General features: G+C 54.9%; 17 protein-coding genes and 1 pseudogene. 3 read left to right on the top strand and 15 right to left on the bottom strand.

The window, feature by feature from the left end:
• The 6 genes and pseudogenes from IT781_RS18010 to IT781_RS17985 all read right to left on the bottom strand — a co-directional run.
• Nucleotides 1-595: pseudogene (locus IT781_RS18010) on the bottom strand (RHS repeat protein); the annotation flags it as partial.
• Nucleotides 596-805: 210 nt separating this feature from the next.
• Entirely contained in the window at nt 806-1,708 is a 903-nt protein-coding gene (locus IT781_RS18005; protein ID WP_370527040.1) for a 23S rRNA (adenine(2030)-N(6))-methyltransferase RlmJ, read from the bottom strand.
• Nucleotides 1,692-2,486 (bottom strand): RMD1 family protein, encoded by a 795-nt coding sequence (locus IT781_RS18000; RefSeq protein ID WP_194971563.1) that lies wholly within the window; start codon nt 2,484-2,486, stop codon nt 1,692-1,694. The genes IT781_RS18005 and IT781_RS18000 overlap by 17 nt, the downstream gene beginning before the upstream one ends.
• An 83-nt stretch (nt 2,487-2,569) precedes the next feature.
• The gene (locus IT781_RS17995) at nt 2,570-2,986 is read right to left on the bottom strand and encodes a hypothetical protein (RefSeq protein ID WP_194971562.1); all 417 of its coding nucleotides are present in this window, start codon (nt 2,984-2,986) and stop codon (nt 2,570-2,572) included.
• 136 nt (nt 2,987-3,122) lie between these two features.
• Nucleotides 3,123-4,415 carry a flavohemoglobin expression-modulating QEGLA motif protein gene (locus tag IT781_RS17990; RefSeq protein WP_194971561.1) on the bottom strand — a complete coding sequence of 431 codons (1,293 nt, stop codon included), beginning with the start codon at nt 4,413-4,415 and terminating at the stop codon, nt 3,123-3,125.
• A gap of 43 nt (nt 4,416-4,458) precedes the next feature.
• Nucleotides 4,459-5,700, bottom strand: a complete 1,242-nt coding sequence (locus IT781_RS17985) for an SLC13 family permease (protein ID WP_194971560.1) — start codon at nt 5,698-5,700, stop codon at nt 4,459-4,461.
• Between the two features lie 166 nt (nt 5,701-5,866).
• On the opposite strand from IT781_RS17985, the gene IT781_RS17980 reads away from it, so the two are divergent.
• Entirely contained in the window at nt 5,867-6,460 is a 594-nt protein-coding gene (locus tag IT781_RS17980; protein WP_194971559.1) for a YcbK family protein, read from the top strand.
• A gap of 348 nt (nt 6,461-6,808) precedes the next feature.
• Here the strand turns inward: IT781_RS17980 and IT781_RS17975 are convergent, their stop codons facing one another.
• The gene (locus tag IT781_RS17975) at nt 6,809-8,530 is read right to left on the bottom strand and encodes a murein L,D-transpeptidase (protein WP_228779258.1); all 1,722 of its coding nucleotides are present in this window, start codon (nt 8,528-8,530) and stop codon (nt 6,809-6,811) included.
• A gap of 452 nt (nt 8,531-8,982) precedes the next feature.
• On the opposite strand from IT781_RS17975, the gene IT781_RS17970 reads away from it, so the two are divergent.
• Nucleotides 8,983-12,432, top strand: coding sequence for a mechanosensitive ion channel domain-containing protein (locus IT781_RS17970; protein ID WP_370527039.1), 3,450 nt, complete (start codon nt 8,983-8,985; stop codon nt 12,430-12,432).
• Between the two features lie 107 nt (nt 12,433-12,539).
• On the opposite strand, the gene IT781_RS17965 is transcribed toward IT781_RS17970, so the two are convergent.
• The 8 genes from IT781_RS17965 to IT781_RS17930 form a co-directional block, all read right to left on the bottom strand.
• Nucleotides 12,540-13,019, bottom strand: coding sequence for a flavin reductase family protein (locus IT781_RS17965; RefSeq protein WP_194971557.1), 480 nt, complete (start codon nt 13,017-13,019; stop codon nt 12,540-12,542).
• A gap of 149 nt (nt 13,020-13,168) precedes the next feature.
• Nucleotides 13,169-15,601: an acyl-CoA dehydrogenase gene (locus tag IT781_RS17960; protein ID WP_194971556.1), complete on the bottom strand. Its 2,433-nt coding sequence runs from the start codon at nt 15,599-15,601 to the stop codon at nt 13,169-13,171.
• Nucleotides 15,602-15,673: 72 nt separating this feature from the next.
• A complete protein-coding gene (locus IT781_RS17955) occupies nt 15,674-18,001 on the bottom strand; it encodes a 3-hydroxyacyl-CoA dehydrogenase/enoyl-CoA hydratase family protein (protein ID WP_194971555.1) in 2,328 nt (775 codons plus the stop codon).
• Complete coding sequence (locus IT781_RS17950) at nt 18,001-19,140, bottom strand: thiolase family protein (RefSeq protein ID WP_194971554.1); 1,140 nt, start codon at nt 19,138-19,140, stop codon at nt 18,001-18,003. The genes IT781_RS17955 and IT781_RS17950 overlap by 1 nt, the downstream gene beginning before the upstream one ends.
• A gap of 30 nt (nt 19,141-19,170) precedes the next feature.
• Nucleotides 19,171-21,528: an alpha/beta fold hydrolase gene (locus tag IT781_RS17945; protein ID WP_194971553.1), complete on the bottom strand. Its 2,358-nt coding sequence runs from the start codon at nt 21,526-21,528 to the stop codon at nt 19,171-19,173.
• Nucleotides 21,529-21,532: 4 nt separating this feature from the next.
• Nucleotides 21,533-22,528 carry a VacJ family lipoprotein gene (locus tag IT781_RS17940; RefSeq protein ID WP_194971552.1) on the bottom strand — a complete coding sequence of 332 codons (996 nt, stop codon included), beginning with the start codon at nt 22,526-22,528 and terminating at the stop codon, nt 21,533-21,535.
• Between the two features lie 136 nt (nt 22,529-22,664).
• Entirely contained in the window at nt 22,665-24,059 is a 1,395-nt protein-coding gene (locus tag IT781_RS17935; protein ID WP_194971551.1) for an FGGY family carbohydrate kinase, read from the bottom strand.
• Nucleotides 24,044-25,621: a glycerol-3-phosphate dehydrogenase/oxidase gene (locus IT781_RS17930; RefSeq protein ID WP_194971550.1), complete on the bottom strand. Its 1,578-nt coding sequence runs from the start codon at nt 25,619-25,621 to the stop codon at nt 24,044-24,046. Before IT781_RS17930 ends, IT781_RS17935 begins: the two co-directional genes overlap by 16 nt.
• 318 nt (nt 25,622-25,939) lie before the next feature.
• Here IT781_RS17930 and IT781_RS17925 point away from each other — a divergent pair, with 318 nt between their 5' ends.
• Nucleotides 25,940-26,470 carry a M23 family metallopeptidase gene (locus IT781_RS17925; RefSeq protein WP_194971549.1) on the top strand — a complete coding sequence of 177 codons (531 nt, stop codon included), beginning with the start codon at nt 25,940-25,942 and terminating at the stop codon, nt 26,468-26,470.
• The last annotated feature ends 73 nt before the right edge of the window (nt 26,471-26,543 follow it).

Below are 26,543 nucleotides of genomic sequence, written 5' to 3'. Positions count from 1 at the left end.
TGGGTTTGCCGGCGGCGGATTTGCCGGTCTTGGGGGAGGTTTTTTTCGCGGCCGGCTTGTCCAGTTTGCCCAAGGGACATAGGACTTTGCTGCGGGGTGCCTGGTTGGGCAAGGCCTGTCCGGCTTGGATGGCCTGGGCCGCGCGCTTTTCGGCGCTGGCCAGGTCCTCGGCCTTGTCCAGCTTGGCCGTTTTGGCGAGCAGTTCGCCCGTTTTACCTACTCTGCCGAGCTGGCCGCCCGGGGCGGCGCCGGTTAGTACGTACGAGGCCGCTTGCGCATCGAACTCGGCCAGGCTGCCTTCGGCGGCGGCCTGGGCTCTTGCGGCTTTAAAGGTGTCCCAGGCGGCGGATGCATCATTCTTGATGCCGTTGAGCGTGCCGGTGGGATCGTCTATGGCGTGGCCGATGCCGTCGGTGTGTCTGGCGATTTCCTTGGCGGCTTCAAAGGTTTGTTCCCGGTAGGCCGGATCAGTGGCCAGGCTGTAGCCGGCTTGGCCCAGGTCTGCGGCGCCTTCGACGGCTTCCTTGCCGCGCTCCAGGAGATTTTTAGCCAGATGTTTTCTAAACTGTGTTACATACCCTAATGATTCTGTCATGTTAATATCCTATAACCCAATGCCGGCATCCAGCGCCATGCACACCAAGCAAGGCGATTCGGGCTTGTGGCGCGAATGCCGGCATCAATAGTTCCTTTGCCCAAGGTCAGACGGTCCGGCCTGAAGCTGTCTTTAATGAGTAAGCGGTTGTTTTAAAATTCTAGCTCAAGCTCAGCGGTTAGGCGATTTTAGATTTTAATAAAGCAGGAACTATTCCCCGACCAGTTCCTGTATGCGGTAAAAACCTGCGCCGTTTTCGCCAAGCACATCGGCCAGCCATGGCAGAACATGTTCCATGTCAGATTTCAATGTCCACGGCGGATTGATTACGATCATGCCGCTGGCGGTCATGCCGTGTTCATTGGTATCTGTCTGAAGGCCCAGTTCAAACAACTGGATATTTTTGATGCCGCTGTTTTGCAGGGCTTGCTCCAGTTCTTTGTTGCGCTTGCGTTCTACGACCGGATACCAGAGTGCGAAAACGCCGGTGGCAAAGCGCTTGTGCATTTTTACCAAAGTGTCCACGACGTCCTGATAATCGCTCTTCATTTCATAGGACGGATCGATCAAGACAAGGCCGCGGCGCTCGGCCGGCGGCAACAGGCCGATGCTGTTTTTCAAGCCATCTTCATGGAAGACCTTGATACGCCTGTCCCTGTCAACAGCTTCCGCCAGTAAGGCAATTTCCGTCGAATGCAGCTCGTATAAAAACAGCCGATCTTTGCTGCGTAATAAATGTTGCGTGATCAACGGCGAGCCGGGATAGCGCGTGAGCTTGCCCGGGCCGTTGAACTGCCTGATCAGCCCGATATAGGCGGCAACGCTGGCCGGCAGGTCATGCCGCTGCCAGAGTTTGCTGATGCCGTTGTCGAATTCCCTGTTTTTCAGCGCAAAGTCGCTGTCCAGTGCGTAAGCGCCGGGACCCGCATGGGTATCGATACAACAGAACGGCTTGTCTTTTTTCCTCAGGTGTTCGAGGATCTGGATCAGCGTCAGGTGTTTCAGGACATCGGCGAAATTGCCGGCATGGAATGAGTGGCGATAACTGAGCATAAAGAACAATAAATAAAGGAAAGCGATGGCCGGCGCCAGGATTTCAGGCCAGTTTGTCAACAATGGTCATGAAGATTTCAAACGCAATCAGCCAGATGATGATCCATTCCAGGGCCGAGGAGTGCCGGTGCTTTTGCTCGTCGGCCAGCATTTCGAACAGTTCATGGATGGTTTCGAGCTTTTTGGATAACACTTCGATGCGTTGCGTGATTTCCAGATATTTGGCGGCAACGCTGTAAAAAGGTTCATATTCAGGGTATTCCCAAAAAAAGTCGGGAATATCGAGCAGATCGTAATTCAGGATGATGTCGCTTTTGGTCAGGAACAGTTGGCCGCGGATCTTGGCTATGTCCTGGCGGTTCAACTTGATGCGGCCGTTCTGGGCCAGCGATTCGGGGATGTAATTGGTTCTGGTGATGGTCCTGAGCGCGTGGGTTTCAAAATAGGCCAGCTTGATCGATTGCGCCATGCCCTGCGATAGAGAAAACAGCAGGATGGGGTCGGATGACTCGATTTCGATATGGTCTTCAATAATGCGCGTCGTCGAGCAGTTGAGCGCGTAGGTGAAGTTATCTTCCTCCACGATATCAAGCGGGTTATCCGCATGTTCCAGCAATAAACGATGGAGCCGGGCCTGCTGCTCCGGGTCGATGTTCCAGTGCACGGCGGCTCCATACGCGAAAATAACCGACAAGGTTTCGTGATCTTCAACCAGCAATGCGCCTTTAATAATCCTGACCTGTTTCGATTCGGAAATTATTTTCGATAACGCGGCAATATCGAAACGCTGCGCCAGGCAGTAGGCCACACATTTCTTGATGGAAAGATTTTCAGTCATGCGGCATTCTCTAAAGCTCAGTCAGGGCGGGGGATATATACATCATCAGGCCTGACCGATGCTTCTCCTTGAATTAAGTTGATTTATTCGGTTATTTTAACCAGCCATCCGTTTTCAGCCTCACACCTTGGCGATTTGGCGTTGACCTTGACGTTAACTCTGGCGGTTACATTTTTCAGCTCGGCCGGCAGTTTGCCTTTTATCAGATAGAAGCTGTCTTTATCTTCGCCAGTGATTTCCACCGGGATCGTTTTTACGGTGACCTCGACTTGATCGGGGCTTTGAATGCCGGTAACCATGAACGAAAATTCCGCTTCCGGCGCAACGGCGGCCATGTGGCCGGGCTGGAATTTGCTGAGACGGGCTTTTACGCAGCCCGCCGCGCCACCGCTGCCGGTGCCCGGCGTATGGCCGGCATGGCCGCTGGCTCCGGCTATGGCGTCGGTCATGTTAAATAAGGAAAGACTCAATAAAACGACGAGCAAGTTTGGTATTCTCATGATTTCCTCTCTAATTATTATTAATCAGCATTCAAGCGATGCTGTGTTACCGCCACAAAACTTGCGTCGGCACGGATTTCCGGCGGCGGATGCATGACGTCCAACACGTCTGCTTTTTGGGGCGAGATGGGTTCGATTATAGAACATTGGCGTAGTCCTGCTCCAGTTGCCGGAAGCTCATCGATGACATAAAGCGGCTGAAGCTCAACCAAGCCGACAGCCCCATCAGGTCCTTGAATTGCGGCGGCAGGAAGCGCGGCGCGATGACGGTTCCTTCTTCAACCAGATCAACCAGCACCCTCATATCCTCGATCATGGTCTTGCCGCAAAACAGCAGCGGGATGCGGTCGGGTTTGCCCGTGCTGACTGCCAGCCGCATGAAGTTGTAGGTCAGCACGAAACCTTTGATATAAGTCAGGTCCTTGGTGAAAGGCATGCCGTCCGGGCTGCTGCCTCTGAACACCCGGCTGCTGAGCGTGTAGCTTTCTTCCGGGTCCAGCCCCTTGTCCCTGAAAAAATGAAAGATATCCATGAAGTCGGCGCCGTCTTCGGCCAGCGTAATGGCGCGCACACGGTTGATCAAACGCATCAGTCGGTTAGGCGTGGAGCTGAAAGTCAAAATCTCCATCAATACCGCCAGGCCTTCCTGCGTGACCGCGGACGAAGGCGGACCCTTGCCGAGAAACGTACAGTAAGGCTGAGCCAGGCCGTTCAGCGTCGTGCCCAGATGCACCCAGACCTCATGCACTTCAAGTACACGCAGGTCGCGCATATTGAACAGGGCATCCGCGCGCAGCTTGACGTAATCGGTGCCGGCGGCGGCATCGGCGACAATGCCGTCACTGATCATCGCGCGCAGGCCATTGCCCGGAAACAGATTTTCAATTCTCTCGTTGAGGATGCCTACCGCTTCTTTTGCAGTGATGGTCTTGGGTTCTTCAATCAGGAAATCCAGCTTCAGCAATTGCGACAGCGTTGCTTCCATCATGCTGCCGAGATCGGCGATAGTCGGGTCGCCCACATGAAACACATCATGCGAGGACCCGTACAGTTCCTGAGAAATATCGGAGAAGATGGGCGTGCCCCGGGATTCCAGCATGCGCACGACGGACTGGTACTCGCGGCAAATCCGGCGCATGATGACGCTGAGCGGATTGAGCTGGCCCAGCTTGCGCGACAAATCCCGCTCGATCTGGTAAAACTCGCGTTTTTTCTCGGTCGGATCAAAGCCCAAAGGGCGCTGCAGATAATAATCGGGCGTTACGAGCGGCGGTTTTTTGCATTTGCCTTCAAAAAAAGCCTGCTTGATGCTGTCGTCCCATTTGGTCGCATCCAGAATGCGTATGGGCTGCTGGGCCTTGACGATACGGTCCGAAAGCATTTTGACTTCAGTCAGATAAGCCGAAGGTTTAGTGGTCTTTTTACTCATCCAATGTTTGTAAGCAGTGAAATGGCCGGAAAATTCTCAGGGCTTAGTTATACCAGTAACTGAGCCACGCCCAGTATATCAATAGATTGATAAAGCCCAATGGAATTCCGATGCGGGCAAACTCGAAAAAGCCCAGCGTTGCTCCATGTTTCTCGGCATGCTGGATGATGATGACGTTGCTGGCAGCGCCCAGGATCAGGAAATTGCCGGCTATCGTGCTGCCGGCCGCCAGGGCCATCAGCGAGGCGGCATCCGTTTGAGTCAGCATGGGCAAATACAGCGCGACCAGCGGCACATTGGAAACCAGCTGGCTGAGCGACGCGCTCAGCAGCATGATCGCCGGCACGGTCGTCAGGTCTATCGCCAGATCATCAACTTGTTGCTGCATGACGCCGGTTTGCCAGACGCTGGCCGTCAACACGAACATCGCGGCAAAAAACACCAAAGTCGCCCAGTCCAGGCTCTTCAATAAGCGCAGGCGGGCAGGGCTCAGCAATATCGGCGGCAGGGCGGCGATCAGGGCAATATGGCTCAGCTTGATCTGTATCGGGCTGTGCAGGCCGACCAGGATGATTTTGACGATGATCAGGCCGATCAATAAAAACAGCGAGATGCGGCCGAGTTTAGCCAGTTCTGGGTCCAGCAGGCCGACGGGATTATGAGTCAGCGGCAGGCCATTCCTGAACTCGTCCCGGTAAACCCATCGCAATAGTAAATAGGTGACAATCAAATTGATCAGCGTAGGCACGGCCAGGGCCTTAAAAAATGTCTGAAAAGGCGCCGGTAATTCCGCATGCGTGGCAATGAGCAGATTCTGCGGATTGCCGATAGGACTCATCACGCTGCCGAGCGTGATGGCGTAGGCCAGCGTCAGCAAAAACAGTTTGCCGCTGAGTTTATGTTCTAGTGCCAGTCGCAACACGAGCGGAGTCCCCACTATGGCAAGCGTGTCGTTCATCAGCAGCGCCGAGCTGAAGGCGGCGCCGAACAGGATGCCCAGGAGCAATTGCTGCGCTGATCTGATCCGGTTGAATAGACGATAGGCCAGATAATACAGATAGCCGCTGGTGACCAGCGTCTGGCCCACGATGAACATGCCCAGCAAAAACAGCATGACGTCGAGGTCTACCGCCGTTAGGGCATCGCGCAGGCCGATCTCGCCGGCCGCCAGGACAATTAGGGCACCGGCAGCCATCGACTGCCAGATTTTAATCGTAAATCGCCCGATTTTGCGCACGGCGATTAATAAAAAGACTATGAATAGTACAGCTAAAGATAAGTTCATTAATTTTTATGGTCTAAGCGTGATTATCAACTCAGGAGGCATTTTACAGCTTAAGAACGGGCAATCGAATAACGGCCTTTCCAAATTTAAGTACGAATGCTTATTTAAGGTTCGTTTAAGACTTGCAAATAAATAATGACACTTACAGCGGTACAAAAGACAAAACATGAACAGACAGATAGAAAGCCTAGATATTGATGAGGGCGATTTCGCAGCATCAAGGCGAAGGTTTCTGAAGACTATGGCATGTGGTTCTTTGTTGACATTGAGTGGTACCGGAATCGCAAATGCGGCAGTCAGACGCCTTCCTTCGCATAAATCGCTTTCCTTACTACACGTCCATACCGGCGACAAGCTGAAGTTGACCTATTTTGAACAGGGTGGATATCTGAAAGACGCCTTGCTGGAAATCAACTATCTGCTGCGCGATTATCATACCGACGACGTTCACCCCATTGATCCGGCACTGCTGGATCAGTTATATGATCTGAAGCTTGCGCTCGGAATCAGTCAGCCTTTCCAAATCTTTTCGGGCTATCGTTCCCCTCGTACCAATGCCAGATTACGTAGGAGGATCCGTGGCACCGCAAAGCACAGTCTGCATATGCAAGGGCGGGCTGTTGATATTCATGTGGTCGGGATGGATATGCGAAGAGTCAGAAACGCAGCGCTTGCCATGCGCCGCGGCGGGGTCGGGTATTATGCGCGCGCCGATTTTGTGCATCTGGATACGGGCGATTTCAGGTCGTGGTATAAATAGGTATCGGCCTGTTTTCGGGTCTGCCTTAATGATTCAATAACTCATGTTACGCAGTTGGTTGAAGTTAGATCGATTTAATAAAGTGTCGCTAGAGCGACGGTTTTATTTAATCGGGTTCATCGCACCCGAAGGCGAGTTCCTTGCCTTTAACAGCCTGTGTAGGCTGGGCTGGCGCTTTAGCGGAAACCCGGCATGGGCGGCCGAAATGCGGGGTTTATCAACCCAGCCTACCGCAGTTTTTAGCGGCGGTGCTGGGCGCGACAAACGGGATGAAACCACCCATGCGTAACATCAGTTATTATGTTGGATCAAATCCAGACTTTTAGGCATGAGTCGATTGGGTTGCGCTTATCTCACCAACTGGACTGGCTCCGGACCGTTGCTGATGAAAAGCAGCTGATCGGACAGGTCGGCCGGTTTTTCAAGCGCGCTCTGTAAAACAGGGTCCTGATCATAAATATCCTGATAGAACATCAGATTGTCATGTTGATCGAAGAAAGACGTCGTATAAAAGAACAGCACAGGTACCGGCTTTTTCAGGACAACGTGTTGCGTTTTAGGCGTCTGCATGGCCGCCTGTATGGTTTCCTTGCTCCACCCTTCCTGGCCTTTCAGAACGAACTCGGCTAGCTGCTGAGGATTTTCGACCCGTACGCAGCCGTGGCTGAAATCCCGGCGCGATTTGCTGAATAAGGCATTGGCCGGCGTGTCATGCAAATAGACATCGCTCTGATTGGGAAAAATGAATTTTACTTTGCCCAGGGCGTTCTTGTTGCCGGGGCGCTGCCTGGCTTTTAATGTTCCCTGTTTCAGTTGCGCGATGGAATTGTCGGCAAACGGGACGGGCTTGACTTCATTGCCGAAGTTGGGGACCAGCTCTATATGTTCTTTGGCCAGATAATTCGGATTTTTTATTAATTTGGGCAATACTTCGGTCTTCAGGATGCTATAGGGAATGTTCCAGTAAGGCATAAAATCGATAAAACGCAATTCCGCCATTAATACCGGCGTCTGGTTCTTCAGGGCCTTGCCGACGACCACTTTCATGTTCAGCATATCGGCATCCACTCCGCCAAGCGCATTGAACGCCCATAACTGAAAAGCCGGAATATTGACGATGATAGAGGGCCCGGCCGAGAGTTCAGGCAGCCAGCGCAATCTTTCCATCGCCAATTCAATTTGCGCTGCACGTTGCGTTAACGGCACGTTGAGCGCGGCGGCTGTTTCCTTACCGATAACGCCATAGGCGCCAAGGCCATGCCGGTACTGGAATTTTTTAACGGCTTCAACGATTTCACCCGTATAAAGCGGTGATTTTGGGGCTTTGCCGTCATCTTCGGCTTTATCTTCAGTCAGGTCGCCGATTGCGACCAAAAATTGGCGCAGTTCTTCGATTTGCGGCAGTTTATCGCCGGGGTGAATGGTTTTGGTGAGAGTCAGCTTATAGGGCCGGGATTCGGCAGCCAGTCGACGGTAAGCCGCTAAAGCCTGCTTCAGTTTTTGATACTGTTTTAATTTGGGCTCGACCAGCACAGGCAGTTGGGATACGGTATCCTGCGCCAGGCTGTCCTTGATCAGCGTCGGCAGATCAGCCAGCTTTTTTTCCCTCAGTTTCAGGTTGAAATTGATGCCTTGGGGATTAACGCGGCCGTAATGCACATCGTGCAGAAAACGCAGCAGGGACAGGCTCAGCGCGGTATCGTACAGAGCGATTGAATTATACGCTTCCGGAGCCAACTTTAAGGCCTCGGGCAATTTTTGCTGCAGCATTTCAGCGTCATAATTCGCCACGCTCAAGCCGTGCTCCGAAGCTTTTTCCAATAATGCCAGGGCGTCGGCAATCTGTTTTTCCGAGCGTTCATGCCCTAGCCATAAAGGCTGATAGCGGGCGATCTTATAGAGATTCTCAAGATCCTCCGCACGATTGAGAAAGCCGGAGCGTTTCAGATACGGATGTTGTTGGGCCGCTATAATGGCCTTGATTTCTTTTTCCATGCCCGGCGGCTGGTCGGCAACGGCTTCGGCATGCAGCCACGGAGCAGGCAAGGCCAGAGACAACAGCATCAGCATCAGCAGCCGGCTTACATAGCGCAGGCTCCACAGTTTTAAATCGTTTTTTAGCGGGAATTTTGGAAGGTGGAAAGCAGAACTAATCCTATGATTATGACCGCTTGCTGATATTACCGGATGCATGCAATGTAACGCCTAATTTTTTAACTTAACTCTTAATGCCTCACTGAAGCATTAATACTGCCGACAAGCTCAGCATTTTATCACAGAGATGGCGCGCGGCGGTCATTAATCAGGCAATCAGAATTTAAGAAAACTTTGCTAACCTAGTGCGCTAATGTTTTGCAAACTATCGCTCTATTTTAAATAGTGACTCGAAGTCGGGCTGATAATGACGAGCTTTCTGGTAAAATGGTTAAAGAACGCGCTACAAAATGAAACATGTCGCTCGCTCTAAGATGTTATGACCTCCTATTCATTCTCTCCTAGCTGTATAATTCTTCATGAAAAGTATGGATTCTCGCGCCGTTGCCAGCTCAATGGCTCATAATTTACTGTATTTATTGCTGATTCTCTGCCTTGGATCGTCTCCCGCCTGGGCTGAAAAAAAGGCATCTCCGCCAAATACGGGACAAAAAAACAGCAATTCCAGCATTACCTCGGATGCGCTGCAGGCCAAGATTGATTCATTGAATGCGCGGCAAGACCTGGATGCCGCCTTGAAAACGAATGTGCTCAAGCTCTATCAGTCTGCGCAGGATAATCTGGCCAATACCGAAGGATTCAATAACCAGACGGCCGGGTTCAAGGAGGCTGTCAGCAAAGCCCCCGATAAAACGAAAAAACTGCAAAAAGACATTGATCAGTTTCAGCAAAGGCTGTCCAAACAGAAAATCGAGGATTTCGGCAACATACCCATCGAAGAGCTGGAACAGCGGCTTATTCTTGAAAAAGGGAAAATCAGCAGTCTGGATGAGCAAATAAAAAACCTGGAAAACGAGCTTGTTTTGCAAAACAGCCGCCCGCAGATCATAAGGGAAGAAATCGTAGCGGCAAAACAGGATCTTGAATCGACGCAGAAGAAGCTGGAAGTACCCGCCGGCAATGCTGTTTCAAAGCTCGAGACAGAAGCCTGGCAGATGCAGTTGAAAACGCTGATCGAGTCGCGCACGGCTGAGCTGAAAATGCTGGATATCGAGGCGATCAGCAATCCGGCCAGAGTGGAACAGCTCAAAGCCGAATTACAGCTGCTGAATATGCAGAAGGCTGCGCTGGTGCCGGTTGTGGCTGCCATAGAAGATCTGGTCAACGAGAGACGGCAGCAGGAAGCGCGCGAGGTGCAAGAAGCGCTCAGTCAGGCTGAAAAGGCGGTCGCCGGCAAGCATCCTGCAATTCAGGCCTTCACGCGCGAAAACATCCAATATAGCCGGGATTTGCAACTCATTACCAGCAAGATTGACAGATACGGCGAACAAAAAAACAGAGTGGATGAACAAGCCGCCGACATCGGCAATGATTTTAAAAGCGCCGAAAAAAAAATCAGCCTGGCCGGCTTGAGTCCCGCGCTGGGCAAAATATTACGCGAGCAGCGGCGCAATCTGCCGACCGATGGCCAGTTTGCGCTGCAATCGCAGACAATCCAGGACGAGACGGCTTTAGTCAGTCTTGAGCAATTCAAGATTGAAGACCGGCTGAAAAAGCTCGCCGATATTGATGACGAACTGCAGGCGATCATGGCGCAGCAGGTCGATGCGGCGCTGCCGGCCGACCAACGTATGATGATTCAGGCCGAATTGCGCATGCTGCTGGACAGACAGAAAGAATTGCTGAATAAATTATCGGTGGCCTATACGACCTATCTGCGCACGTTGGGCGATCTGGATTTCGCCAGGCGACAGATGATCAAGCAAGCCGATGACTTTGCGGTCTATCTGGACGAACGGCTGCTGTGGGTACCCAGTTCCCCACCGATCAATCAGGATTTTATCGTCGGCCTGTATCATTCGGTACAGTGGCTGCTGTCACCGTTCAATTGGCTGGCTGCGCTCAAGGATACCGCCCACATCGCCTTGGAAAATCTGTTTCTGGCTGTCATTGCCGTATTCGGTCTGGCCGTTTCCATATTGGCCAGGAACTGGGCAAAGCAGCAGCTGGCAGCCGTTTCCGAAAAAGTCGAAAAAATTTACACGGACAATTTCAGTTATACGGTGCGGGCGCTGGGCTACACACTGATTCTGGTGTTGCCGTTGCCGCTGTTTCTGTATTACCTGGGCTGGTTTTTGAACAGCCATGCCCATCTTGCCGATTTCAGCAAATCGATCGGGGCGGGGTTGCTGGGCGTTTCGGTTCCCTTGTTCTTTCTGGAGTTTTTTTATCGCCTGTTCGCCTCGAAAGGCATCGCGAGCAAGCATTTCCAGTGGCAGAAAAGCACAGTCAGCTTGCTGCGCAACCAGATTGCCTGGATGCGCTTTGTGCTCCTGCCGGCTGTGTTCATTATTTATGCGACCGAGGCGTCACAATCTTCAAGCCACAGCGATAGCCTCGGCCGTCTGGCCCTCATTGCTGTCATGACGGTTCTGGGCATGTTTATGAGCAAGACACTTCATCCGTCAAAAGGGTTAATAAAGGATTACATTGAAGCTCAGCCTGACAAATGGCTGTCCCGGCTGCGCTATATCTGGTATCCGGCCATCATCCTGGTGCCTGTCATCGTGATCGGCTTTGCCGTCTCCGGCTATTATCAGAGCGCAGTAGAGTTGCAGCAGAAATTGATCGTGACGCTGCGGCTGCTTTTTGTGTCTGTTATCGTGCACCAGATGGTTTTGCGCTGGCTGACGCTGGTCAATCGGCAGTTGGCCTTGAAGAACGTCCGGCAAAAACGCAAGATTGCGGCCAGCGGCGCGAAGCATGCAGTAGCGGGTGCGGAAGACCCAGTGCTGCCCTCCGATGAAGAGCTGATCGATATCCCTAAAATAAACGCCCAGACTACAAAGCTTCTGAACGTTTTCATCGGTTTCGCCATCGTGATCGGCTTTTGGATGATCTGGCGTAACATCCTGCCGGCGTTCTCGTTCCTGGATAACATCGTGCTTTGGCAGCACAAAGTTATCGTCGAAGGGCAGGAAAGCTATCAACCGATAACGATGACCAATGTACTGCTGGCCGGACTGTATGCTTTTATCGTCATCGTTTCGGTGCGCAACTTTTCCGGTGTGGTTGAGTTATTGATCTTCAGGCGTTTATCGGTAGCCGCAGGCAGCCGCTACGCGATCAATCAGCTGGCCAAATATGTGCTGATCTCCATCGGTTTTCTCGGCGTTGCCAATGAGCTGGGCGGCAGCTGGTCTCAGGTGCAGTGGCTGGTGGCGGCACTCGGTGTCGGTTTGGGTTTCGGTCTGCAGGAAATTTTCGCCAATCTGGTGTCCGGCATTATTCTGCTGTTCGAGCGCCCCGTGCGCGTCGGCGATACCGTGACCATTGGCAATGTCAGCGGTAAAGTCAGCCGCATCCAGATGCGCGCGACCACGATCATAGATGGAGACCAGAAAGAGCTGATCGTGCCCAACAAGACCTTTATCACCAGTCAGCTGGTGAATTGGACTTTAAGTGATGCGATCACCCGGGTGGTGATTCCGGTAGGCATCGCCTATGGCTCCGACGTCAAACTGGCGCATAAAATCATGCTGGACACGGTGCGTTCCACGCCGCTGGTCCTTGCGGACCCCGAGCCGAGCGTATTGTTCGTCGGTTTCGGGGAGAGCGCGATGGATTTCTCCATTCGCATCTTTGTTGCCGAACTGGCAGACCGGCTGCCTGTCACGCACGATCTGCATGTCCGGCTTGAGCAGGCCCTCCGCGAACACAACATAGAGATTCCTTTCCCACAAAGGGATATCCGTGTGCATTCAGTTGAACAGGAAAAGAAAGTTGTTAAAGCTCAAAAAGCTGTGACTGCTGAATAAAAGAGATTGAGGCGGGATGGCTATCCGCCGCGAAAGCGGATGTGTTTCACGGCGGATAGCTTGATAGATTGGCGGACGGGGTTGTCAACCCGGCCTATGAAAGCAGCTTACGCAAGCTGCCGGTAATTGCCGCAATAATACAGCAGCGGATTGCCGGGACGGCAAATCGTATCCTGCACTTCGCCGATAATGATCCAGTGCGTGCCGGCGCGGACTTTTTCAACAACCCTGCAATCCAATGACACGATGCTGTCAGTCAGGATGGGTGAACCTGTTATGCCAGGCTCCCAAGCTGTATTTTCAAAACGTTCTTTCTGACTGCTGCCGCCTGCGAATTGATTGGAAACGCCCTGTTGTTCCGAATTCAGCACATTGACGGCAAAGCACCGGCTTTCTTCGATACCGGCGCCGGTATCGGCCGAATCATTGATGCACACCAGTATTTGAGGCGGATTGACCGAAACGCTTGAAAATGCGGTGACAGTCATGCCTTGCACGCCGAATTTTTCAGATTGAGTGGTAACGACAGTGACGCCGCTGGCCCATTGTTGTAGCGCTTTCTTAAAATCATCAGCATTGACAGGCATTTATTTCTCCGATTACTCGAGCTTGAGACGAGGCTCAGCATTTAAAGACAGTTTAATCATATGGTACAACATTTGGTCATTATTGTTAAATAATCGGGCATGCGTTCTATTGATTGCATCTTTTTGGGAAACAACTGGGGCCGGTGCCGTCAGCTCTGCGTAAATCTGCCGGTCAGCTCTTCAGGGCTGAAGTCATCCACGCTGATGGCGGCTATTCTGGCCTGTTCGGCGGCAGCGATCAAGTCCGCTTCCTGCGGCGTGATGATGCTCTTCGCCAGCGCTTCAGCAATCACTTTGGACTGATCGCCTTTGGACAATTGCTTGTGCAGTTGAGCGACGCGGATTTTGGCTTCCACAGGCGCCGCCGCCAGTACGGCTTTAAAGGCGACCTCGATGCGGCCGGTTGCATCGTCGGGGTTGTCGTTGATGTAAATGCCGTCGGTCAAGCGGTTGCGCATCGCTGTATCGGCAAGCAGCAGCGAGGCCGTTTTATGCGCCAGTTTGTCACTGGGTGGCCCATAACGCTTGCCGGTCGGAAAGGTAATCAAGCGCAACAGTATGGCTACTGGACGCATCGGCAGCTTCCACAGCACGGCCAGCAGGGATTGCTGAGCCCGGTGCAGGGTATGCTGGCAGGCCCAATTCAGCAGGGGCGCGTCGTCAGCGGGACAACTTTGGTCGTGGTAATGCTTGAGCACGCAGGAGCACAAATACAGATTGCTCAGGACATCGGCAAATCGGCCCGAGATTCTCTCCCGGCGCTTCAGTGAGCCGCCCAAGGTAAACAAAGCGAAGTCGGCAACCAGCGCGAAATTGGCGCTGAGGCGGGCGATCCGCCGGTAGTAGCGTCGAGTCACACGATCGCCGGGCACACGCAGAAAACAGGCATTGGTAAGCCCCAGCCAGAAGCTGGCAGCCATGTTATGCATGAAAAAGCCGATATGCCGGAGCAGAACCTCGTCGAATTGTTGCAAAGCCTGCCCGGACGGCGCCTGCTGCAAGGCGGCCATTTCTTTCTGGATGAACGGATGGCAGCGGATGGCGCCCTGGCCGAAGATCATCATCGTGCGGGTCAGGATATTGGCGCCCTCGACGGTAATGCTGATCGGAATGACCTCATAAAACCGGGCCAGATAATTGCGCGGCCCCATGCAGATGCCCGAGCCGCCTTGGATGTCCATGCCGTCGTTGACGATGCGGCGCATGCGTTCGGTCAGTTCGTATTTGACGATGGCCGAGATCACGGACGGTTTTCTGCCGTAGTCCAGAGCGGCTGTCGTGACCTGGCGCGCGGCATCGAGAATATAGGTCTCGCCGGCCATGCGCGCGAGCGGTTCTTGTATGCCCTCGAATTCGCCCAGCGGCAGATTGAACTGTTTGCGGATGCGGGCGTAAGCGCCGGTATTGCGGCAGACGGATTTCGCCGTGCCTACGCTCAGTGCCGGCAGGGAAATGGCCCGGCCCGTGGACAGGCACTGCATGAGCATTTTCCAGCCGTTGCCGACCTGTTCGACGCCGCCGATGACCCAGTCCATGGGAATAAACACGTCCTTGCCCCAATTAGGGCCGTTCTGGAACGCCGAATCGAGCGGGAAGTGGCGCCTGCCGATCGACACGCCGGGCGTGTTGGTCGGGATCAAGGCCACGGTGATGCCGCGGCTTTCCTGGTCACCAATCAACTTATCCGGGTCATAAAGCTTGAATGCCATGCCCAGCACAGTGGCGACCGGGCCCAGCGTGATATAGCGTTTTTCCCAGTTGAGACGGATGCCCAGCACTCTCCGGCCTTCGAATTGGTCGTAGCAAACGATGCCGGTATCGGGCATGGCGCTGGCATCGCTGCCGGCATGCGGGCCGGTCAGCGCGAAAGCGGGGATTTCCTCGCCCGAGGCCAGACGCGGCAGATAATGGTGCTTTTGCTGTTCGGTGCCGTACTCCAGCAGCAATTTGGCCGGACCTAGCGAATTGGGCACCATGACCGTGACGGCCGCCGTGGTGCTGCGGCTGGCAAGCTTCATGACGCAGGCCGAATGCGCCGTGTTGGAAAAATCCAGGCCGCCGTATTGCTTCGGAATGATCATGCCGCAGAATTTGTGCTTTTTGATGTAGTCCCAGACCTCTTGGGGCAGATCCTGGCGGTTGTGCGTGATGTCCCAGTCATCGAGCATGGCGCAAAGCGTTTCCACAGGGCCGTCCAGAAAGGCCTGCTCTTCCTCGCTTAGCCGCGCGGGCGGCAGGTTCTGCAACACTTTCCAGTCCGGATCGCCCGAGAACAATTCCGCATCCCACCAGGTATTGCCTGCTTCCAGCGCTTCGCGTTCGGTCTGCGACATGGTCGGCAACGCATCCTTCATCCGCTTGAAAATCCTGGCGGTGATGATCTGCCGTCTCAGCGGCGAGTAATTGATCGGCACGGCCAGAAACAAAAAGCCTATCCATAACACGGCATTCAGTAAGGGCAAATTGCTTAACAAGGTATAAATGCTCAACAGCAGGGCGATGGCGATCGTCGACTTCAGCAGTGACATTTTGTAATAGGCAAGCACCCCCAGCAGGATGAGCAGGGTGAGTAACCAGAGCATTGTTGTTCTCCTCGGTATGGTATAGATGCGCATCGCCGCAAACTTAGCAGGCAATGCGCAATTTATTAGCGTCTAATTCCTTAACGGTTTGCCGGTCTTCAACATATGATCCAGTCTTGCCAGGGTGCCGGGCTGCCGCACCAGTTGCAAGAATGCTTCCCGTTCCAGCGCCAGTATGTCGCCTTCCGTCAGCGGTGATGTGATATCGGCGTCGCCGCCGCTCAAGACATAGGCCAGCTTGTCGCCGACTTCGACGTCGTAATCGGTGGCTTTGCCCAGCAAATGCAAGGCTTTGACGCCCATGCTGAGCATTATTCCGGTGGTCTTTCCCGGCATCGCATAGATGCAGGGCTCGGGCGGGTGATAATCCTGTTTGAGTCCCAGCGCTTTAGCCTTGGCATCCGCCAACAGGCGGCTTTTATTCATGGTGATGCCGTCGGTGTGCGCCAGGAACATCAACTCCTTCGCGTCCATGGCCGATTTCGATACCCTGGCCATGCCGATGGTTTCGAAAGCCTTGACAATCGGCGGAATGGGGCCGCCGGGCCGCTTGGGAAACTTCAGCCAGCGGCGCAGGTATTCCTTGCAGCCGCCCCAGGCCGGAATCAGGCCGACGCCGACTTCCACAAGACCCATATACAATTCGGCATGCGCCTGAATGGCGTCGCAATGCAGCAATATTTCGCAGCCGCCGCCCAGGGCCAGCCCCGATGGCGCGCCGACCACCGGAAAAGGCGCGAATTTCAGGGCCTTAAAGGTTTGCTGGCCCTGCAGCAGCAATTGCTCGACGGCTTTCCAGTCGCTGTTGTGAATGGCCTGCATCAGCAAGGTCAGATTGGCGCCGGCGGAAAAGTTCTCGCCGTCGTTGTGGATGACCAGGGCTGAAAATTCGTTGCCGACTTTTTCGATGCTCTGCCGGATCAGCGTCATGGTATCCATGTCCAGCGTGTTCATCTTGCTGTGAAATTCCAGGCAGGCGACACCGTCGCCGATATCCCAGAGGCTGGCCGATGGATTGACCAGCACGGGCGGTTGCCGCAATTTTACGTCGGACAGAAGCAATACGCCTTCCGCTCTGCGGACCGGCCGGTAATTGCCCGACGGATCGGCAAATGTCAGCTGGCCTGAGCTGACTTGATACATGGGCCGCCCGGCAGCCAATAGCGGCGGCACCTCACGGTTTTCCGCGCGCAGCTTGTCGATGAACCAGTCGACGCCGATCTGGTCCAGTAGTTCAAACGGTCCGTATTGCCAGTTGAAGCCTTCGCGCATGGCCGTATCGATGGCGACGATGTCATCGGCAATCTCCGGCACCAGCCCCGCGGCGTAGCTCAGCGTCCTGGACCAGACCTGCCAGGCATAGAGCGAGGCGGGGCCCGAGCCTGACAGCAAGGCACGCAAGGGCGATTTCTCGATCGCGCCCACGGACTCATGCAGATCGTCGGTCTTGGGCTTTTCGGCCGGATGATAGGTTCCGGTTTCGAGATCGAGCGCTTCCTTGACGCGCTTGCCGCTGGTTTCGTTGAGCCGGTAAAAGCCGCCTTTGCCTTTTCGGCCGGTATAGCCGTCCTTGATCATGCCGGCGATCCGATCCGGCAACCGGTTGACCCGATGAAAGGCATCGGCCTTTGGCAGGGCCAGTTCCATGCCTTTCAGGATATGCGGAATCAGATCCAGGCCGACCAAATCCAGCAGGCCGAAGATGCCTGTTTTGGGTATGCCGAAAGGCGTCATGACGGCATCGGCCTGCTCGACGCTAAGATGCCGGTCCATTGCTTCCAGCAGGCCGCATTGGAGCCAATAGATGCCGATGCGGTTACCGATAAAGCCGGGCGTGTCCTTGCAGAGTACGCAATCCTTGCCCAGCTTGATATCGGCGAAGCGGCTGACCATTTCGACCAGTTCGGGCTGGGTATGAGGGCCTGCCACCAGCTCCAGAAGCCGCATATAGCGGGGCGGGTTGAAGAAATGCGTGATCATGAAGCGCTGCGTGAAGCTTTCCGGCAGGCCTTTCGTCAGCAGTGCCAAAGGCAGCGTCGAGGTGTTCGACGAGATCAGGCAATCGTCGCGGCAGACGGCCATCAGTTTCTGATAAAGCGATTGTTTGATTTGCAGGTCTTCGATGACGGCTTCGATAACCCAGTCCACATCGGCCAGCCAGTTGAGATGATCCTCGACATTGCCCGGCGTGATCAGGCGCGCATTGTTTTTGTGCATCAGCGGCGCGGGGTCGGCTTCAAGCAGTTTCTTGACGGCCGCTTCAGCGATGGCATTGCGGTTTCTGGCGTCTTTGGGAACGATGTCGAGCAGATAAACGGGCACGCCGGCGTTAGTGATATGAGCGGCGATACTGGCTCCCATGACGCCGGCACCGATGACGGCGACTCTTTTGATATCCATCAGATTGCCTCCAGAATGGTCGCGATGCCTTGTCCGCCGCCTATGCATTGCGTGGTCAATGCGTAACGTTTGTGTTCGCGTTTCAGCAGACTGGCCGCCTTGCCAGTAATTCGGGCGCCCGATGCGCCCAGCGGATGGCCCAGCGCGATGGCGCCTCCGTCCAGGTTCAGCTTGTGCAATGGAACCGGCAGCGCTTTCAGAACGGCCAGCGTCTGCGCGGCAAACGCCTCGTTCAATTCGACGATATCGATATCGTCCAACTCGAGCCCTGCGCGTTGCAGGGCTTTGGTGGAGGCGCCGACCGGGCCGATGCCCATGATTTCCGGCGCGCAGCCTGAAACGGCGATCGACTTGATCCGGGCCAGTTTGCCGAGGCCATGCGCATCGGCGTATTCCTCGCTGCAGACCAGCACTGCGGCGGCGCCGTCTGTGATCGGTGAAGAAGTGCCGGCCGTGACGCTGCCGTTGGTCTGAAAGGCGGGAGGCAGTTGCGCCATGGCTTCCATGCTGGTACTGGTACGGATGCAGCCGTCCTGGTCCACGATGCCTGAGTCCGGCGTGCTGATCGGGATGATTTCATCGGCAAACCGGCCCTGCTGCTGAGCTTCAGTAGCTTTCTGGTGGCTTAGCAGGGCGAAAGTCTCCTGATCGGTACGCGATATATCATATTGCCGGGCCAGGTTTTCGGCCGTATCGCCCATGCTGATATAGGCCTCGGGCAGTTTCTCGAAAAGGACTGGATTGGGCATGTAGTTGTAGCCGCCCATCGGAATCCGCGTCATCGATTCAACGCCGGCGCAGATGAACGCGGAACCGGCATTCAGTTGAATGGCGCCGGCAGCGATATGGATGGCTTGCATGGATGAGCCGCAGAAGCGGTTGACCGTCATGCCGGCGACGGAAATCGGCAAGTCGGCCAGATTGACGATCAGGCGGGCGACATTGAGCCCTTGTTCGCCTTCGGGAAACGCGCAGCCCAGAATCAGGTCTTCGAGGTCATGCGGGTTGACGCCGGTTTTCTCGATGAGCCCTCTGATAACCTGGGCTGCAAGATCGTCCGGTCTGACTTTAATGAGGCGGCCTTTATGGGCGGGCGTAAACGGCGACCGGCAATACCCAGCAATAACGACGTTTTTCATAATCCTTTCTCCAGTGGATAGGCTTAAGTTCTAGCGGCTCGATTCCGGCAAGGGATACAGGTTAAATTTATTAATTCTTCTTTGACCTGACTCATCTTTATTGGTTTCATCAATGCAGCCGGCCATGAAGTCATCGATCATTTCCCAAGTATTGCCCAGGTTGTGCAACAGGATGCCGTGGCGGTCGGCATTGATGATCTTGAGCTGTTTGCGGGGCGCCCCGAGTTTTTCGAAGAGTTCTTGCGCGCTTTTAACGGATACGATAGGGTCCTGATCGGCATAAATGACCAGCACGGGGGTATTGATAAGGGGCAGAACCTCATCCATGTCCTCAATCAGCAGACGCAGTTCATACAGGCTTCTGATCGGCGTATGCCGGTAGTTGATGGTCGGGTTTTCCGGTGTATTTTCGATAAACCGTTTGACGCCCTCATAGGCCGAAACCCAGCCGACCAGTTTATTGGTGCCGTGCAATAAGGGCACGAGCATAAAGGTCGAATTGATGAATTTCAGCGGTACGGCGATCGCTGTGATGCCGATAATTTCTGCATGGTTTTCCGATGCCAGCTTAAGCGCCATCGCGGCGCCGGTGGAGAAACCGGTGACGAAAATCCGCTTGCAGTGTGCTTTCAGTATGTTGAAGCCGCGCTGCACGGACGAGTACCAATCCCGCCAGCTCTGGTCGCGTAGTGCATATGGCGAGGAGCCGTGGCCTTTCAGCCTGACGCCCATGACCGTATAGCCTTGTTTGGCTAGATACTCGCCATAGCTTCGGGTTTCGGCCGGACTTGCCAGCAGGCCGTGTATCAACAGCACGCCGATGCCGTTACCGTGTTCGGGCCGCAGGAAAAACGGCATAGGATCGGCCGTGGCCGTTTCCTGCTCATTGATGTCGTCGAAATGGGCTTTGCTGTACAGATGCCGCTCCCAGCTCAAATCACGGCGTTCGTCATCGAAATGCCAGGCGGCCAGTTTCTGCGGGTCGACATGATCATACTCGGCCATTGCCTTGACCATGGTCTTGCGGACAGCGGTTATCGGTTCGGCTTCGTTGTCGTAAACAGCGATCAGGTTTTCCAGCCGGATGTTGTCAAAGTCATGCTCTTCCTGCAGTTTGGGCAGAAACTGGTAGTAATCCTCGTATTCGAGGATGAGCCCGTTTTTGATCGCCACAGAAATGAATTGCTCGAAGCGCTTGCTGGTGCCGGCGATCAGATCGCTGTAATCGGCCGGGTTTAAAAGGCTCCTGTGCAGGTTGATTTTGGTGTTGTTCTGCAAATGCTTGACGGCGATATACAGTATCGTGAAAAAACGCTGGCGCTCAATTTGCTGCTGGCCGGTCTCGATGCAATGCATGATCAGCGTCGAGGCCAAGTGGCTTAAATTGATCGTGACATTGGCGTAGATTTCCTCCATGTACTGGTTGCGCGTGGCGGCGGCGCTTTTTTTGAAATACGAGCCCAGCATTTTCTGCTTCCAGTTCCTGGGCCTGGCATGCAGCGCAAACACTTCGTCGAGCGTCCTGAATTCGGAGGCCACCATGCCCAGCAGATAGCGGTTCCACCAGTGCCAGACTTTATAGGGATCGACCGGCGTGCCCATACGGACATCCATGTCGGTATTCTTGAGCATGATGTTGCCTTCGATCAGCAGTTCCTCGGTCTGGCGCAGATTCAGTCCGTCGGCGAACAGTTCGACGCTCGTCAACAGCAGATTTTCATCGGAGCGGATCGGATAAAATGTGATATTGGACGGTACGATCAGGGTTGGCTTGAGCGCGGCGGTCAGCAGTTGATCAAGACTGTCGAGGTGCAGGTCTTCCTTCCAGCGTAATAATTGATCATAGTTTTTGTCGGTGTAGGCATTGCGGATTGTGGCTTTGAAGGCCTCCAGCCCTTGCGCCAGCACGGCGGGGCCGGTGTGATGCTTGCGCCTTTCGCCGGTCAGCCGCGAATAAACGCTGTAATGGCCTTTATGATCCATGACCCGGCGGTCCTTGACCATGCCGCCTTCGGGAAAGACGATGACCTTGCGGCCGCGGAGTATCTGTTCGGCAAGCAGAGGGAACAGGCGCGGATGATCATGGGGGAAAACGCCGACGTTCCTCAGGTAGCGGGCCAGCACCGTGTCGCCTTGAAAGAATTCACCGGAGGCGATGGCGCAACTGTAGGCGCCGGTTTTCTCGTAGATCAGATATTGCGGAATAAACGTTTCAAAGCGTGAGAAATGGTTGAATAAAAAGATATCGCCTTGTTGAACCTGGGTGTCGGCATGGAGCTTAAGCTTGACGCTCAGCATTTTTTTGACAGAGCTGAATACCTTGACCGATCTTTTATAGAGTGCGGTATCGATATCACTCCAGTTGTCGGGATAAGGTGCTCTGGGCATGGCCTTATTCCTCCGGAGCCGACAAATCGAGGAAGTGCTTGGTCACCGGCACCGACTTGGGCGACCGGCCTTGCTTAGGATCCTCCAGTTTCAACGTATGGGTGACAACGGGGGCTCTATCGGTAATCGGCGTTATCTTGACGGCATTGTCAGGAGCCGCTTTGACTGCGCTCACTTCGGCCGCATTCGCCCCGGCCGTTGCCGGTGCCGCGTTATCGGCATCCTCCAGAGCGGAAACTTCTTTATCTATATCAAAGCCATCCGCTTCCTGTGCCGGGACATTGCCGTCATTGACCAGAAATTCACGGTGCTGCTGGTAGGAGTTTTTGATGAATTCATAGCGGTCCACGGCCGCTTCGTCGATCATTTTTTCCGTCGACATCAAGCCGGCCCGTGTATCAGCGACATCGACCGCGCTGGAAGCCAACGATACGGCATTGACCATGCCGCCGGAAAGCAGAAAGGCATAGGTCAAAGGGCTCAGGAGGGCATCGCCCAGCAGGCCGACCGCATCGCGCGGCGAACTGGCGCCGGCGAACGGCAGCACCAGATAAGGGCCGGACGGAACGCCCCAATAGCCCAAAGTCTGGCCGAAATCCTCATCGTGTTTGGGCAAATCGATATGCTTGGCCACATCGAAGACTCCGACTACGCCGGCCGTCGTATTGACCAGGAAACGGCTGGCGTCCATGCCGGCCTGCAGCATTTTAAACTGCAGCAAATCGTTGACAGTGACGCCGATGTCGTTCAGGTTGCTGAAAAAGTTGGATACGCCTTCATCGACGGCATCCGAGGTTATCCACAGGTAACCTTTTGCCATCGGTTTTAAAATAACATCATCGACGTCGTCGTTAAATGACTGCGCGCCCCGGTTCCAGCTTTCCAATGGATCGTTCGGGCTGGTTTCACCGTTCTTGGCCGTGGTCGCGCAACCGCCTAGCGCACTCGATATAATCAAGCCGGCGGCTAACAGGCGGGTATTAAGAATGGGTTTTTGCATTTTGGTTTCAACCTGTTTTTTAAAATGGTTTTCTGGTAGTCGGCTCCAGTTAGTATACCAAGCATTCACACCCTATACCTCAAGAAGGTTGTTTGTGCCGGGTTGGTCAACAGCCGCACCCTTCGTTAACTTTATGTCACGTGTTAAGGCATGCATCGAACCAGGTTTTCCACTGTTGATATTTATTCTTCAAGGCATCGGCAGTTGCCGATACTTTTACCGATTTTCTTGCGTAAGCCGGCGGCAGACCGGCAGCCAGGATAGCAGCGCCGAGCAGGCTCGCCTCTTTTTGCAGCAGGCTATGGACCTCCAGCGGGCTGCATGCGGCTATGCCTTGCTGCAGCGCCGGCACCTCGGACAGGCCGCCCGACAGATAAACACGGTCTATGCCATAGTTATGCCGGAAATCATCCAAGATGCGGGTTACACGAAAAATGATGCCTTCCAACAGCAGGCAAGCGATCTGACGTTCATCAAGACCATCGACAGGCGCCGAAAAGACAAGGCCGGATAGCTCGCGAAAATACGGCGCGCCCAGTCCGCTCGGCTCGCAGATGCAGAACAGCTGCGCCGATTCGGCCAGATCCTCCAGCCGGCAGTCCCGGTAAGGGTAGGGGGCCAGGGCGGCGGCGATGGAGTTGATCGTGCCTTCGATGGCGGTGTGCGTCTTCGAAGCGTTGTCCTTGTAAACCAGCGTCCGCAGGTAACCGTCCGTCTGTATCGGCTCCTGTTCAGGCAGGTAGCGGACCACGAAGCCGCCGGTGCCCAGATTGACCAGTGTTTCCGAACTGTCGGGCCGGATGTTGGCGATCAGGGCGGCGGACTGGTCCGCGATATCGGCTTGCAGCGTGCAGCCGTTTTTCAGCGTCAGATTCAGGCCGGAAGAAGGCGTGATGGCCGGCAGCCAGTTCAAGGCAATTCCGAACAGGTCGCATAAAACCGGCGACCAGGCCGCCTGCCGGACATCCATCAACAGCGTGCGCGCAGCCATGGAGACATCGGTTTGATGCCGGTCGCCGCCCGACCAGTGATAGATCAGAAAGCAGTCCAGCGTGCCGACGATCAGCTCGCCTTGCTCCAGGCCCTCGCGCAGCGGCGGACGATCCTCCAACAAGACGCGCAACTTGGCTGCGAAATAATACGGCGTCAGGCGCAGGCCGGTCAGGTCTTTTATCAGCGGTTCCTGCGCTCGCAGCGCCTGGCAGCTTGCTTCGCCGCGCGTGTCCTGCCAGGAAATCAGCGGCGTGACCGGCAGGCCGCTGATCTTGTCCCAAATAAGAAAAGAAGAGCGCTGGCATGATAGTCCCAATCCGGCGTTGCCGTCTGCATCGGCAAGACATTCATCCAGCAATGCCGTGGCGGTGGTCAGATAGGCCAGGGCGTCGCTTTCGCAGATGCCGTTCTCACCCGTCGTGGTCGGCGCAGGGCGCGAGAGCACGGCGGCGAACTCGCCGTTATCAGCCAGTATGCCGGCCTTCAGGGCGGTCGTACCCAGGTCAAGCGCGATAGTCGGAATCAATGAAGCAGCCATTTTTCGGTACACGTGTCGAGTTGATGGTGCATTGTGCCCCGGTCCCATCCCAATACCTCTGCGGTGATGCAGGCCAAGCGCAGTAATTCGGCCGGCGTCAGCTTCGCCAGGATCAGCAGCGGCAGGCGGCGCCGCAGCAGATCTTCCAGATGCACGACCATTTCATGTTGCGCGCAGAAAACCAGGTCGGCCATGATGAACGGCAGGGCCGGCGTTATGCGCCGGGCCAGATCAGGCTCCTGTTCGCACAGCTCGAAGACGGCCGGCGCCCGGTTGCCGTGGCGGCGCTGCAGCCAGTGCGCGCTGAGGCTGTCGATGCCGAGATGCGTGGCTTTGCGTGAAGCGTCGGCGCACCATTCCGCATAGTCCGTATCAGGGCGCCAGGGAAAGGGTTTGCCGAAGGTCTGGCCGGCGGTGCCGATGCCTAACTGCTCGCACACCGCATCGACAATATGTTCGGCATCTTCACGCGCCGAAGTCAGCTTGCCGCCAATCGAAGAGAGCAGGCCATCGGGGGCAATTTTTAATGTCCAGTCACGGCTGACGGCCGAAGGCGACGGCTCGTCGCTGGGCTTCAGCACGCGCAGGCCGGCATAGCGGCCGATAATGTCGGCTTCCGTCCAGTTTGCCGTTCTGAGCACGCGGTTGGCCTCGGACAGCAGATAGCGGATGTCCGAGGCTTCGACCGTCACATGCTCGATATCGCCGCTATAATCGGTGTCAGTCGTGCCGAGCAGCGTCAGCCCGTACCAGGGCATCATGAAAAACACGCGCCCGTCGGTTTGCGAGGTCAGCAGCAAGGCTTCGTTTTCCAGCACTTTGGGCAGGACCAGATGCACGCCTTTCGAGAGCCTGTAGCGGTTGTTGTCATGAAGGCGGGCCGACCACTGGCCGGCCGTGTTGACGATCCGGGCGGCGCCGACATCGGCCGTCTCGCCCGTGGCTTGGTCCTGACAGACGGCGCCGCAGAGCCGGCCGTCATTTTCCAGAAAACGGTTGACTCGGCAATAGTTCAGGCAAATTGCGCCGCTGTCCTGCGCACCGGCTATCAGTTCCAGGACATAGCGGGCATCGTCGGTCTGGGCGTCGAAATAGGTAAAGCCCGCCGCCAGGCCGGTCGTCTCAAGGCAAGGGAAACGCTCGGCGAACTCGGCAGGGGAATGATATTGGTAAGTCTGGGTTTTCGGCACCGTGCCGGCCAGCAGATCATAAAGGAGCAGGCCGATTTTTAATTGCAGCGAGCCGATGCGGCTGTGTTTATAAATCGGTATGCCGAAACGCAGCGGCCAGACCCGGTGCGGCGCAGTTTTCAGCAGCATCTGCCGTTCAGCAAGGGTCTTTCTGACCAGCTTGAAGTCGAGGGATTCCAGATAGCGCAGGCCGCCGTGGATCAGCTTGCTGGATGCGGAGGAGGTTGCACAGGCCCAGTCGCCCTGGTCGACAATGGCGACTTTCAGGCCGCGCAAGGCCGCATCGTAAGCGGTCCAGGCGCCGTAAACGCCTCCGCCGCAAACCAGCACGTCAACATTGCGGTCTTTAAGCTGCGAGAAATCCCGGTGCATAAATCACGCTTGTGTTTGAATCAGTTTCTATCATGACAATACAGACTCCTGAACTCAATTATCGATGCGAAGCGGTAAGGTAAATGCCTCACTCATGGTTTTGGGCTTGACGGATTTTCGACCTTGCCAGGAAATGAAAATTCATAAAAAAAACGTTAAAAATCCGTTTGGGCTTTTGGATGCAGCGGAAATAATGGCCCGAGGTTTGTCATAGAAAATATCTGGCGTGTTGTTTGGGTTGAGAGCTGTGAATGTGAAAGAACGTTTGTCTCCCCATTCAGAAATTCAGCTTATTGGGTGCTTTGGCATGAGTCGGTTATGAGAATATTTTTTACCTTGCTGGTGCTGCTTGGGCTTCTTTTGGGTATCGTCTTGGCGGTGGTCCCGCATCCCAAGGCGGTGTTCTCGTTGATAACAACCGATGCGCCGTCGGCATTGCCGATTCCCGTCCAGGGTGTATCGCGCAAGGCGATCGCCGATTCCTGGGGCAATCCGCGCAGCGGCGGCCGGGAGCATAAAGGCATCGACATTTTCGCCAAACGCGGCACGCCGGTGCTTGCGCCGGTTTCGGGGCTGATTGTCGGCATCGGGCAGAACCGTCTCGGCGGCAATAACGTCAGATTATTGGGGCCAGGGCTTCAGCTTCACTACTTTGCTCATCTGGACCGCTTCGGGCCTGTCAAACTATACGATTTCGTTCAGCGAGGCGATGTGATCGGCTACGTCGGCGACACCGGCAATGCCAAAGGCGGGCCGCCGCATCTGCATTACGGGATCTATACCCGCAATGGCGCAATCAATCCGTATCCGTTGCTTGTGGCGGGGAATAAGTGGAATCGTGAGAATTGAATGAATGGGTTATGCAATAGCCTGTGTAGGCTGGGTTGGAGCTTTAGCGGAAACCCGGCATGGGCGGCCGAAA

It is taken from the genome of Methylobacter sp. BlB1 (assembly GCF_015476545.1).
GTDB lineage: Bacteria > Pseudomonadota > Gammaproteobacteria > Methylococcales > Methylomonadaceae > Methylobacter.
The sequence above is the reverse complement of the archived record's forward strand: the minus strand, read 5'-3'. Positions and strand labels throughout refer to the sequence as shown.

What these genes read in the sequence shown, in the direction of transcription:
- IT781_RS17990 (WP_194971561.1), bottom strand. Translation starts at nt 4,415, where the DNA reads ATGAGTAAAAAGACCACTAAACCTTCGGCTTATCTGACTGAAGTCAAA.
- IT781_RS18000 (WP_194971563.1), bottom strand. Translation starts at nt 2,486, where the DNA reads ATGACTGAAAATCTTTCCATCAAGAAATGTGTGGCCTACTGCCTGGCG.
- IT781_RS17950 (WP_194971554.1), bottom strand. Translation starts at nt 19,140, where the DNA reads ATGAAAAACGTCGTTATTGCTGGGTATTGCCGGTCGCCGTTTACGCCC.
- IT781_RS17940 (WP_194971552.1), bottom strand. Translation starts at nt 22,528, where the DNA reads ATGCAAAAACCCATTCTTAATACCCGCCTGTTAGCCGCCGGCTTGATT.
- IT781_RS17960 (WP_194971556.1), bottom strand. Translation starts at nt 15,601, where the DNA reads ATGCTCTGGTTACTCACCCTGCTCATCCTGCTGGGGGTGCTTGCCTAT.
- IT781_RS17945 (WP_194971553.1), bottom strand. Translation starts at nt 21,528, where the DNA reads ATGCCCAGAGCACCTTATCCCGACAACTGGAGTGATATCGATACCGCA.
- IT781_RS17970 (WP_370527039.1), top strand. Translation starts at nt 8,983, where the DNA reads ATGGATTCTCGCGCCGTTGCCAGCTCAATGGCTCATAATTTACTGTAT.
- IT781_RS17935 (WP_194971551.1), bottom strand. Translation starts at nt 24,059, where the DNA reads ATGGCTGCTTCATTGATTCCGACTATCGCGCTTGACCTGGGTACGACC.
- IT781_RS17985 (WP_194971560.1), bottom strand. Translation starts at nt 5,700, where the DNA reads ATGAACTTATCTTTAGCTGTACTATTCATAGTCTTTTTATTAATCGCC.
- IT781_RS17965 (WP_194971557.1), bottom strand. Translation starts at nt 13,019, where the DNA reads ATGCCTGTCAATGCTGATGATTTTAAGAAAGCGCTACAACAATGGGCC.
- IT781_RS17930 (WP_194971550.1), bottom strand. Translation starts at nt 25,621, where the DNA reads ATGCACCGGGATTTCTCGCAGCTTAAAGACCGCAATGTTGACGTGCTG.
- IT781_RS17995 (WP_194971562.1), bottom strand. Translation starts at nt 2,986, where the DNA reads ATGAGAATACCAAACTTGCTCGTCGTTTTATTGAGTCTTTCCTTATTT.
- IT781_RS17955 (WP_194971555.1), bottom strand. Translation starts at nt 18,001, where the DNA reads ATGGATATCAAAAGAGTCGCCGTCATCGGTGCCGGCGTCATGGGAGCC.
- IT781_RS17980 (WP_194971559.1), top strand. Translation starts at nt 5,867, where the DNA reads ATGAACAGACAGATAGAAAGCCTAGATATTGATGAGGGCGATTTCGCA.
- IT781_RS17925 (WP_194971549.1), top strand. Translation starts at nt 25,940, where the DNA reads ATGAGAATATTTTTTACCTTGCTGGTGCTGCTTGGGCTTCTTTTGGGT.
- IT781_RS17975 (WP_228779258.1), bottom strand. Translation starts at nt 8,530, where the DNA reads ATGCTGATGCTGTTGTCTCTGGCCTTGCCTGCTCCGTGGCTGCATGCC.